We start from the raw sequence: 10,386 nt of genomic DNA, 5'->3' as shown, positions 1-10,386 counted from the left end.
ACGTCTCCACGGGGAGATCGGCATGATCCCACCCGTCGAGCTGGAGGACATCTACCATCACCACCAGACCGTGCCGGCGACCGCCGACACGGCACTTGCGAGCCTCTAACAAACCCGGGGCGATTCACCCCGACCGGGTTCGAAGAGTTCGTCCTACTCATGCTCCGCGAGCACGGCCTCGAGCTCACCCGCATTGGCGGCAGCGGCGATGAAGGGATCGACGGCATCGGGCGAGCACCCATTAGCGCCGTCCTCTCATCCCGAGTAGCGGTGCAGGTCAAGCGCTACAACCCAGAGGGGAAGCCCATCGGTCGTGAGACCGTCGCGCTGTTCCAGCGGGACGCGCAGACCAAGGGCGCCGAACGCGCCATCCTCGTCACCCTTGGACGCTTCACAGAGCCGGCACGTAAAGCAGCCATCTCAGCCACTCCCACCGTCGACCTCATCGACGGAAACCGACTCGCCGAGCTCGTCCTGGACAAACAGCTCGGCGTGCAGCTCGCCCCGGTCGTCAACGAGTCGTGGTTCGACCGCTTCACGTGAGCGGGAAGTCGACTCCGCGAGAACAATCCAAGGCAGCCCAGCCGCTGCCGCGTCACGTCGGACGCCTCGGCAGCTGGGACCACACCTCGCAGCACCGCAATGGCACGGCAGCCCCCAATGAACTTGCATAGGTCCTTCACTGAGGAGTCACTGATGTTCGAACAGCACGTCCTAGCCGTGGTCGCCGAGACCGCCAAGCTAGATCACGACGAGTTCACCGCCTACAGCGGGGGGTGGAAAGGCTACGTCGGCACTGCCTTGGTCGATGCAGTGTTCTCGATTCGAGCGAAGTACCAGGTCAAGGATCCGGCCAAGGGGGTCATCGGGCGCCTCAAGACCTTCAATGCGAAATACCCGGAGGCCATGAATGACCTCGCTGTGCTTGCCGCAGTGGGGGAGCAGGATCTGGCGGAGATCATGGGCCGCACTAAGACGGGCGGGAGGACGAAGGCAGCATGCGTGATCGATGCTGCCGAAGCGCTGCTCGCACTCGAGCCTCCGATCGCGACGGCAGAGGACCTCGCGGCGGCGGATGCCACAAAGGTGAAGGCTGCCTACACGGGCGTGCACGGCCTGGGATGGGTAACGTGCGAGTACTTCCAGATGCTCCTCGGTGTTCCCGGGGTTAAGGCCGACCGTATGATCGTGCGCTTCGTCAACGCCGCGCTGGCAGCGGAGGGGATGGGGCCGGTGGATGCTCGCACGGCGCGCAATCTGGTGATGCAGGCCCACGCGTTCGAACCCCGCGGAGAGACTCTTACGCATTACGAGCACGCCATCTGGCGCGCCAAGGGCGAGCTCGCGATCAACGCCGAAGAGCCCGACCCAGAACAGGCAGGGTCCGAAGTGATCCAGTGACCCGCTCGCAGATGAAACTCCCTCCCGAGCTGTACGGGGCTGGCTACGACGTGGAGCGGCCACGGAAGCAGTAGCGGCGGCCCACGCGGGGTAGCTCTCCGGCGCAGGTGGCGCCGGTGCGGTTCACTGGCGAGGAGCTTGCTGCCTTGAGGGCCCGCGCTGAGCGCGAGCACTTGAATCGATCCGAAGCGACCCGCCGAGCAGTTCGGGAGTGGCCCGGCCTCTGAGGGTCACCGGCCCATTCGACGTACGCTCGTGCCTACTGGCATCCCGAGGTGGCGCGGCAGGCAAGACAAAACCCCGGCCGTCTGATCGACTCCCAAGGGAGTTACAGGGACGGTTCCGGGGTGTTACTGAAGACGATACTGGGGATGTGTGGCATGGGCAAGCAGGGCAGCTACGAAGTCGCTGAGCATCACTTCAGCTCTGCCCGCCTGCATCACTACCTCGTGGCGGCCAGCGGGGACCACGATCTCGCGCACGCGCTGTACGTCTGGAACAGTCAGCTCGCGGCCGCGTTCTTCGCCGATCTCGGACATCTCGAGGTGGCGGTGCGCAACGCTTTGGATGAGCGCATGACGATAAGGCACCAGAGTGCCGGCCATCCTGGCTCCTGGCTGGATGATCCGACAGGTGCTCTTGGTCGGGATCTCATCAACGCTCGTCCGCGCCATCGACAGCCCTACCGAGACATCGACCGCGCCCGGCGCCGGGTCCACGACAACGGCAAGCCGCTCGATCACGGGCAGATCATCTCCGAGACATCGCTCGGGCTGTGGCACCAGCTGGTCTCCAAGCGCTTCGCGTCTTCGCTGTGGCCTGATCTAGCCGGAGCGTTCCCTCACGCGCCGAGTCGTAACCGTGCACTGGTGGCTGACCGGCTCGAGGCACTTCGCGATCTCCGCAACCGCATCGGCCATCACCACCGTATCTGGAACCTCCCCTGCGAGGGACTTCGAGTGCAGCTCCAGGAGCTCGCTGGGTACATCGATCCCGACCTAGCGACATGGATAGAGGCGAGCTCCTCCCTGTCGAGCGCTCTGGCCCGATCTCCTCTCGCTGTCCCCTAAACAGGGACGACATCGACTACACCCAGACCCCCATATGGACGGTTGGGGACTTGGGGACTAAGGAGCTCCTGTCCGCGAGGACGGCTCGGTCGGGGCATGCTGCGCCGAGACAGTTGCCCCGGCGCGGCGCACCTCCGCTTGTCGGTTGAGCGAGCCGGAAGTCTCTAGCGGCCGTTCCTCTTGCTCGTTGCGGTTGGGGGTATGGGGGTTTGTGCGTTGCCCCACGGGCGCGGTAGGAGGAGCCAGCGGCGTTGCCGAGGGCGCTGGTGCGGCCAAGGGTGGCTCGGAGGGCGCAGGGACGACCGCCCCACCAGTGGGTCCGGGAGCGGGTCCGCGTCCAAGGGTGGGGGCCAGGGTGCCGGGACCACCTCGACGACAGGAGCTTCGGACTCGGACGGCTCGTCCTCGGGTGCTGACTCGGTGACGGGCGAGGGCGCGTCGACGGACTTCGGTGCCGCGCAGAGCACCGCAGCCCCGGCCAATGGTGCCCAGGCGTTCAGCGGTCAGGGCTCGCCCTCCAACGGGTCGAGCTCCACAGGGGCGGGGGCGGAACCGTCGTCCGCTCCGGCTCCAGACGGGGCTCGCACCACGGACACGAACGTGGGCGAGTCCGCGAGCTCGACGTCCGCCACGTCCAGCGAGCAGCAGGGGCCGGATGGTGCCGAGCAGACCGCGCCGCCGGCACCGGCACCGCAGGGCGCATTCTCTATGACCTGCTGATCTACTGACGCACTGAGGTACTGATCCACTGATCTACTGCGCTGGAACGCCCTCACCAGCCTCGAAGGCAAGGGGCGCAGCCCCGCGGCAGCTCATCGCCCGTAGCCACGATCCTGCGGACGCTCTGCTGTCCTGCGTGCCCGCTGTCTGTACTGGCTCTCTGTGGAGGCTGGTGCCCGGCCCGCCTCGGGAGCGGTCCTGGGTTCGGGTACGTGAGCACCAGGCACGCGCTGCGGCGAGTTCGTGCGAATGACGCCCTGCACGGCGGGGTCGAGCGCATCCCATTGGGCTTGCGTGAACTGGCGAGCGGTCCTGCGTAGCGACCGCTGTCGAGGGGAGACCTTCGCGGCTTCGCGCCAGGTCTCGCGCTGCGCGGCCACAGCGCGCTTCGGCTGTACCTTCCGGCGGGGAGCCTGGCTGAGCCCGTGAGCCTCCTCGAGGACGGTGCAGGCGCGCTGCGCGGCCCGGCGATCGTTGCGCCCGTGCCAGACCTCGCCGTCGTCGCTGACGCGAGACAGCACGATATGGATGTGATCGTCGCCGTGACGGACCGCGACCCACGGCCGATTCCCCACGCCCATCTCGTCCATGAACCGCGACGCAGCATCGGCCCATTCACGATCGTCCATCTTCCGGTCACCCGGCGCGGCGCGTAGGGAGGTCTGCCAGATCGGCCTGGTGATGTCCGGGCGCGTCTGCTGGGTGTGGCGCAGGTCTGCGGCCCACTCGGCGGGATCGGTGGCGCCCTCCGCGCCGATGGTCGAGGCGATCACCACGCCCCCGGAGTGGCGCTGTCCGTCCTTGACGTACTGGTGCTCATCGGCCTTGCCCGGCCCGTGCAGATACGCGGCAATGTCCCCGACCCTGGTCCCCCGGGTGATCTTGGCTATCACGGGTGCTCCCTCGTCCAGGCGCGAATCTCGGCGAGCTGAGCGCGCACGGCCTCGATCGCGTCGAGCGCCTCCCCCGGGGTCGGCCCGTCGGGACCGCCGCGCTCAGCGACGTTGAGCGCTCGCGCGATCTGGTTCAGGTTGCTGCCGACGCGGCCGAGGTCGGCGCGCAGCGCGGCCACCTCGCCCCCGAGGTCGCTGTGCCCGAGGTGCGCCAAAGTCAGCGAGCTCGTCACGCGCTCGCGTGCCCAACGGGCCAGAGAGCCGACCCCGGCGTCCTTCGCGGCCGCGCTCCACGCGGCGTGCTCGACGTCGCTCAGCGACAGCCCCACGCGATGCTCACGCTTCGCGGGGCCAGCGGTCGGGCGACCCGCGCGCGGCCGCTCGGGCGCAGCAGCCGACTGCTCCTCTGGCGCTGTCGCAGAGAACGCCAGATAGGGGTTGAACGCCGCCTCGGCGGCGTGGTCGGGGCGATCTTCGATCGGCACGGCGACCCCTTTCGTCCGAGCCCTGCGAGGACTGCGACCGCCAGGTCGCCCACGCCCTCCGCGTAGGAGCAAGGTGGATTGAGCGGGACGCTATGGGGCAGTGAGGAACGAACGGTACGCCCCATAGTGTCACGCACAATCATACCTTGCATCGTTTCCAGCGCTCCGACGTAGGAGGAACACAGCGCGCTGGAAACAGGGGCCGGGGACCGGGCCGGTCGCGGCCGCAAAGGAGGGACGACGCGCGGCCGGGTCGGTCCCCGGCTATCGACGCGCAGCGTCGATGTACGACCCCGACGAGGGGTCGTGGGGCCAGCCGGCGCCGGATCTTCCGACGTGCCACGCTGCCGCGACGTAGCTCGAGCGGATCAGCGTGCGTCGCTTTTCTCGACGAACTCGAAGGGGACTCGGGAGAAGTCGGCGCCGTCGAAGACGGTCTCGAGGTAGTCCCGCGTTTGCCGCTCAGCGTCGTCGAACGAGTCCCAGCCGGACTCGGTCTGCGTAATCAAGTCCGCGCTGCCGAGGATGTGCAGCTCCCATCCACTGGACCATCGATGCACCTCTACTCGCACACTCGTCGGTTCATGCGTCATTGCGCTTCCCTCTCTTTGCGACCATGCATAGCGTTGCTAGCCGTTGCTGCGCCTCGAGGGTCGTGGCGAGGCGCGAGGCTTGGAGTGGTCAGCTTTGGTCCCACAGATCTACTCGGATACGGCGCTCAGGATCGACAGATCGCAGCATGTCCATCGCTATCTTCTTCGCCTCGCGCGCGGTCGCGGTTCGCACTCCCCCGGGGTGTTCGCTGGACTGCTCGGTACGGACGAGTCGTTGGCGGAAATTGCTCTCCTCGAGAGCTTCGATCCAACTGGCGAACGCAGCGGCCGGGCCAGTGAACGTCGTCGGATACCCACCCCAGGTCTCCTGCTCGACCTCCCCCGCCAGAGCGCGGGCATCGAGGTCGCCGTAGTCGTGTAGATCCCCCAGGTAGCCCAGGCGCTCCCCCGTGCTCGCGTCCTTGAGGTATCCCGACCAACCCAACACAGCGATCACCACCAGTCCTCGATGTTGGTTCCAGCATGACAGCTGGAGCGCCATGTGTAAACATGGTTTACCATGAGCCAGATCTACGAGCCTGCCAATGAAAAGCGCGGTCTGGAGCGGCTGGGGGACAAGGTCGTCTCCGTCCGTATGGACTCCGAGCTTGTGGCCGAGCTCGACCGGCTCGCGCAGCACACCGGGCGCTCCCGTGGGTTCTACCTACGTGCTGCCGTGCAGGAGATGCTTCCGGTCCTCAAGGAGCGGTACTGGCACCACGACACCGAATCGCGCAGCCAGGAGCTCGACAAGTACAGCCGCTTCATGGATCAGTTGCATGATCCGACGCAGGAAGAGCGCTGACGCGCTCGAAGGAAGTGGCTCCGTCCGAGTGGGGTCACCGCGTAGCCGGCTGCTTCCGGCGAGAGTGCCTGATCCAGCAACTCATCTACGGGTGGTACTGACATGCTCAGAGCAGGAGGAAGGTCCAGTCTGCGGGCCCGTGTAGGAGTCACAAAGATGGAGTTCGCACCCGAGAGGGCGCGGGGGAACCGTATACCGCTTACGGCTTCGCGCTTTTAGTGGAGAGGGGCGGGCGACCGCGTCTACCGGGGAGTCCAAGTGCTTTGCGGAGCTCCTGCGTGCGGCGAAGGCTGAGGCCCAACTCTCGAGCGAGCTCTCGTGTCGTCGGGACTTCCAGGCCTTGTCGCCGATAGTTGGAGATGAGTGCGAGCAGCTGCCCCTTGTGCTCGTCGGTGCTGTAGGAGCGAAGGGCGTTGGCTGACGAGAGGTTGGCTCGCTGTTGCTGTGCGTACTCGCTCTCCGGGTCTTTCCATCGTTCGGCGGCGCGCTGGCCTCCGCGGCGTCCGAGGGTTGCTAGGGCTTTGCGGCCGGCGCTGGACATGCGTGTGGCGCCGCCTGTACGTGTCGTGGGGTTCGTGACGCCGGCGGTGACGTACCCGCGGACACGGCGGGCCATGGTGAGACGGTCGCGCATGGGAGGCATGTCCGGTTCGCGGCCATCGCCTCCGACGGCTTGGGCGACGTTGTAGCCCCGCTCGTAGGCGTCGATGAGCTTCGCGTCCTTGAGTGCCTCTCCGGCCTTCTTGAGGCGGTGTGCTGTGGCGAGGGCGTGGCGGAAGGCGGTCTCGTCGCGGGCGGCTCGTCCTGTGCTGATCCACATCACTCGAACGCCGTCGATCACGCCTGCTGCTGCTGGCGCGATCTGGGCGGTCTCTGGCAGCTGCTCGGCAAGCTCCCGCAGCATCTTCGCTTCAGCCGTGGCTTTGCGGGCTGCCTCGATGCGGTCTCGACCGCTGGGGTACTGCTTCTCCCCTTCGCCTCGTCCGGGGGTCTGTGTGTTGGTCATTCTGCGAACCTCCGCCACCAGGTCTGTCAGGCGAACGATCTGGTTGTGCTGGCAGTGCCAACGGTATGCGGTGGGGTCGCTCGACTTGTGGAGGGGCCACCTGGAGAAGCGGTGGCTGAAGGCGAGGTCTCCACCGAGGAGCTGGTTCAGCTCGGTCGTGGCAATCGTCAGGAGACGGGTGTTTGGGCTCGAGCGTCCCTCCCCCGCGTAGACCGGGTCGATCAGCCAAATCGCCTGGGCTTTTCCGTTGAGGGGGTTGATCCCCAGCCAGGCAGGGCCGTAGCCGGCGACAGCTAGACGGTCCAGGACGGTGTGGACCTTGGAGTGAAGATTGGTGACCTGCCCGCCGCTCTCATGGCTGGGCCGGTCGATGTCCAAGACGAGCGCTGCCGTGTACTGGGGATGGGTCAGGACGGCGTACTGGCACCGTTCGAGCGCTGGCGTCCCGACGGGGAACATGCGGGGCTTGGTCTCCCCTGTCTCGGGGTTCTTCTTCCAGGCTTTCGAGAAGTCACGGTCTCGGCTGGCCTGGAAGGCGTCTCTACCGAGGTGCTGCAGGAAGGTCATGGCCTGGATGTCGTCCCACCCGCAGGAGCGGATCCCCGGTGCGCTCGGCGCCGCGAACAGGTCGGGGCTGTAGCTGTGGATCGCTTGACCGGTGGATGGGTCGGTCCACTGTGAGGGGCGCGGGCCCGGCTCGAGATCGTCCCACGGGCGCGCGGAGGTCGATGCCTGTGCTGTGGGAGACACGCTGGGCGTGTCCCCTCCCCCACTGTCGGGAGACGAAGGTATGGTCATGACCAGGCTTTCTCCCCGAAGTCTCAGTTTCGGGGTGAAGCGAGCGTCCAACTGGCTGCCACCGGTTGGGCGCTCATTTTTTCTGTCGTTGCAACGACGCTACACGCCAGATCCCGGTGCGCAGCGCTTTTGCCGCACCTCCTGCGTGTCGCTGACCTGCGTTGACGTCCAATGCTCTGGCCATCCCACCATCCCCCCATCCGGGGGTAGCAACATATGGGGAGAAGGGGTTGTGCCCAGCTGGGGGAGTGGTCATATGGTGGCCCACATGACCACTGTGATCACGTGCCTGAACCCGAAGGGCGGGGTGTCCAAGACGGTCACTTCGATCTTCGTCGCGACGGCCCTCACTGAACATGGCGACGTCACCGTCGTCGACGCTGACCCTCAGGCGTCCGCCACCGAGTGGGCGTACAACGCGCAGGACGGGGGAGTGGCGCTGCCCTTTGAGGTCGTCCCGGGATCTGCCGCGACGATCCGCCGTGCTCTGCCTCGTACGCAGTTCGTTGTCATCGACACCCCTCCGGGTGTCGCCGAGGTCCTGGATGCCGCAACTGCCGTGGCAGACCTCGTTCTGATCCCGACTCTGCAGTCCAGTCTCGAGCTTTCTCGTGCATGGTCTGCGCTCGAAGCGATCGGGGATACGCGAGCGGCCCTGTTCCTGGCCCGAGCTGAGACTGGGTCGACGACGTTCCGTCTTGCGCGGGCAGCGCTTCGCGAAGCGGCAGGGGAGCGCGTGCACGCGCTTGAGGCCTACATCCCTAAGCGGGAAGCCGTGCGCCAAGTCGCTGGCATCTCTCGCCCGACCGAGCTGCATGGCTACGACCAGTTGGCCGCAGAGATCCTGACGATCCTCCAGGGAGCAACCGATGCCTAAGAACACCGACAAGCTGGGGGCAGCCATGGGTCGCAACCCGCGAAGTGCCGGCAAGGGATTTGCGAGTAGCTTCGCCGAGAAGCCGGTCGTCGAGACCGTGCGTCTTGCGATCGATCTCGACAAGGACTTCCACCGCCGGCTTAAGATCGCGGCAGCTGAGCATGGCATCAGCCAGCGAGACCTCGTGCTGAACGCGATCCAGAAGGCTTACCCCGAACTCCGGAACAAGTAACCCCCAGATGACCATATGGGGGTTTGGGGAGATCGAGGGCCACGCCCCCGTGAGTCATGCGGTCTCGACGGGATCGTCGTGGTGAGGACCGTCGGAGATGCTCGTAGTCAGCCCGGCCAGGTAGTCGGTAGCGCGCTCGAGGGAGTCTGCCTCGAAGTGGTCCGCCCACGCGGTGAACGTCGGCTCGGAGCGCCACTCGCATGCTGCGCAGACGAGCGACTCTGTGAATCCCCTGTCGGCGTACGCAACGTCGCGGTCGACCCTGTAGGACTCGCACTGTGGGCAGCGAGCAGGATCGCCCTCGTCATGACGTCGCACAAGGTTACTGAGAGCCCCGATCAGGTGCCCGGTCGCGTCGAGCACGAAGTCGGCGTCCGCGGGAGTGGCGTTCGAATCGTGTTGCAGTCCCACGGCCAGGTCCCATGTCTTGTCGACCATGGCTTTGACGTAGCTCCGTTGTCGCCCGTCAGCGAGCCGCTCCGCATAGATCGCCCCCCACCCCTTGAAGTCCGCAACCTTGGGCCTTTCCTGGACCTCGCCGAGCCAATCGGCGTCCTGGTGCTGCTTACCTAAAGCGATCAGGGCGTCTCGGCACTTGATGCCGACCGACTGAAAGTCCTCGGCCTCTGACGCGTCGTCCATGACCTTGAGCGCGTCCCTGTAGCGCCGCCAGGTAGGCGACACAGGCTGATCCTCGTCACCGAGCTCGCCGCGGCTCCGTTCGGCCAGCACTGCCCCAAGTCCGATATGGAAGATGAGTGCTTGCTCCGCTTGCGGGAAGTCCGTCTGTAAGTAGAGGTTCGTCGGCCCGGTGATCACCCACCACCGCGTCTTCGTGCAATGCACATCGAAGACGTCATGCGTTTGGCCAAGGACCCGCCGCGAGTGCACCGGCTGAACTAAGACAGCCTGGTCGTCCGGCGGAGACTGGCTGTTGACGTAGTCCCGTATGGCTCGCTCTTCGTGCTCGGCAAGGTCATCCACGTCGCAGCCCCTCTAGCTCGATTCGTCCAGCCTGATTGACCGATCGCGTTTGCGGAGCCAAGTGATTGCCACACGCGACGGGCGTATGACTCACTCGTCTCGCCGCTCGTCGTCAGAATCATCGACGTTTCGGCGCTTTTCTGCGTCCTGCTCGGCGATCGCCTGCCCAACCTGCTTGCCTAACCAGCCAAACATCTGATTCGCCAAATCGGCACCCTGAGCCGCGTTCGCGCGCTTGGCCTCCATCTCTTGACGTTCAGCGTCAAGGCCTTGACGCTCAGCTTCCAGTCGAAGGTCAAGGATCTTCGTGATTCGTTCGTCGATCGCGGACTTGATCTCGGTGGCAGTCGTCCGGTTGTCTCGCGATAGGTCGCGGATCTCCTGTAGAGCGCGCTGGTCAAGTCCCTGGAAGTGGTGTAGCGATCCTTCGCTGAGGGGTCAGGCGGTCAGGGCGGGTAGGGAGCTTGTGGTGACCTCCTCGGTGTTGGTGTCGGGGACGAGGTTGAGGCGGCAGCGGGCCAG

13 protein-coding genes are annotated in these 10,386 nt (G+C 66.0%); 6 read left to right on the top strand and 7 right to left on the bottom strand.

The features are described from left to right. From DS079_RS16830 to DS079_RS16815, 3 genes are all read left to right on the top strand, one after another. The coding region (locus tag DS079_RS16830; protein WP_164736318.1) for a restriction endonuclease at positions 1–543 on the top strand (543 nt) is incomplete at its 5' end. A 153-nt stretch (positions 544–696) separates the two neighbouring features. Beyond that, positions 697–1,401, top strand: a complete 705-nt coding sequence (locus DS079_RS16825) for a hypothetical protein (RefSeq protein ID WP_126988905.1) — start codon at positions 697–699, stop codon at positions 1,399–1,401. A gap of 380 nt (positions 1,402–1,781) precedes the next feature. Then, positions 1,782–2,471: an Abi family protein gene (locus tag DS079_RS16815; RefSeq protein WP_164736317.1), complete on the top strand. Its 690-nt coding sequence runs from the start codon at positions 1,782–1,784 to the stop codon at positions 2,469–2,471. A gap of 812 nt (positions 2,472–3,283) precedes the next feature. On the opposite strand, the gene DS079_RS16810 is transcribed toward DS079_RS16815, so the two are convergent. From DS079_RS16810 to DS079_RS16795, 4 genes are all read right to left on the bottom strand, one after another. Next, on the bottom strand, positions 3,284–4,084 hold the full coding sequence (locus DS079_RS16810) for a relaxase/mobilization nuclease domain-containing protein (protein ID WP_126988903.1): 801 nt from the start codon (positions 4,082–4,084) through the stop codon (positions 3,284–3,286). Next, positions 4,081–4,569, bottom strand: coding sequence for a plasmid mobilization relaxosome protein MobC (mobC, locus tag DS079_RS16805; protein WP_164736316.1), 489 nt, complete (start codon positions 4,567–4,569; stop codon positions 4,081–4,083). Before mobC ends, DS079_RS16810 begins: the two co-directional genes overlap by 4 nt. 368 nt (positions 4,570–4,937) lie before the next feature. Beyond that, positions 4,938–5,129 (bottom strand): hypothetical protein, encoded by a 192-nt coding sequence (locus tag DS079_RS16800; RefSeq protein ID WP_094433078.1) that lies wholly within the window; start codon positions 5,127–5,129, stop codon positions 4,938–4,940. A 121-nt stretch (positions 5,130–5,250) separates the two neighbouring features. Then, positions 5,251–5,664: a hypothetical protein gene (locus tag DS079_RS16795; RefSeq protein WP_126988901.1), complete on the bottom strand. Its 414-nt coding sequence runs from the start codon at positions 5,662–5,664 to the stop codon at positions 5,251–5,253. Positions 5,665–5,682: 18 nt separating this feature from the next. On the opposite strand from DS079_RS16795, the gene DS079_RS16790 reads away from it, so the two are divergent. Beyond that, positions 5,683–5,967, top strand: a complete 285-nt coding sequence (locus DS079_RS16790; protein WP_094433074.1) for a ribbon-helix-helix domain-containing protein — start codon at positions 5,683–5,685, stop codon at positions 5,965–5,967. Between the two features lie 199 nt (positions 5,968–6,166). On the opposite strand, the gene DS079_RS16785 is transcribed toward DS079_RS16790, so the two are convergent. Then, on the bottom strand, positions 6,167–7,540 hold the full coding sequence (locus tag DS079_RS16785) for a replication initiation protein (RefSeq protein ID WP_206516194.1): 1,374 nt from the start codon (positions 7,538–7,540) through the stop codon (positions 6,167–6,169). Between the two features lie 499 nt (positions 7,541–8,039). Between DS079_RS16785 and DS079_RS16780 the strand changes: the two genes are divergently transcribed. Together DS079_RS16780 and DS079_RS16775 are read left to right on the top strand one after the other, a co-directional pair. Next, complete coding sequence (locus DS079_RS16780; RefSeq protein WP_164736315.1) at positions 8,040–8,648, top strand: ParA family protein; 609 nt, start codon at positions 8,040–8,042, stop codon at positions 8,646–8,648. Then, positions 8,641–8,880, top strand: a complete 240-nt coding sequence (locus tag DS079_RS16775; RefSeq protein WP_094433106.1) for a type II toxin-antitoxin system HicB family antitoxin — start codon at positions 8,641–8,643, stop codon at positions 8,878–8,880. Before DS079_RS16780 ends, DS079_RS16775 begins: the two co-directional genes overlap by 8 nt. Before the next feature lie 54 nt (positions 8,881–8,934). On the opposite strand, the gene DS079_RS16770 is transcribed toward DS079_RS16775, so the two are convergent. Together DS079_RS16770 and DS079_RS17205 are read right to left on the bottom strand one after the other, a co-directional pair. Then, positions 8,935–9,864 (bottom strand): hypothetical protein, encoded by a 930-nt coding sequence (locus DS079_RS16770; protein ID WP_094433104.1) that lies wholly within the window; start codon positions 9,862–9,864, stop codon positions 8,935–8,937. 90 nt (positions 9,865–9,954) lie between these two features. Beyond that, complete coding sequence (locus tag DS079_RS17205; RefSeq protein WP_164736314.1) at positions 9,955–10,110, bottom strand: hypothetical protein; 156 nt, start codon at positions 10,108–10,110, stop codon at positions 9,955–9,957. Positions 10,111–10,386: the final 276 nt, after the last annotated feature.

It is taken from the genome of Brachybacterium paraconglomeratum (genome assembly GCF_003994255.1).
Classification (GTDB): domain Bacteria; phylum Actinomycetota; class Actinomycetes; order Actinomycetales; family Dermabacteraceae; genus Brachybacterium; species Brachybacterium conglomeratum.
Note: the sequence above shows the minus strand (reverse complement) of the source record. Positions and strands in the feature narration are given on the sequence as shown.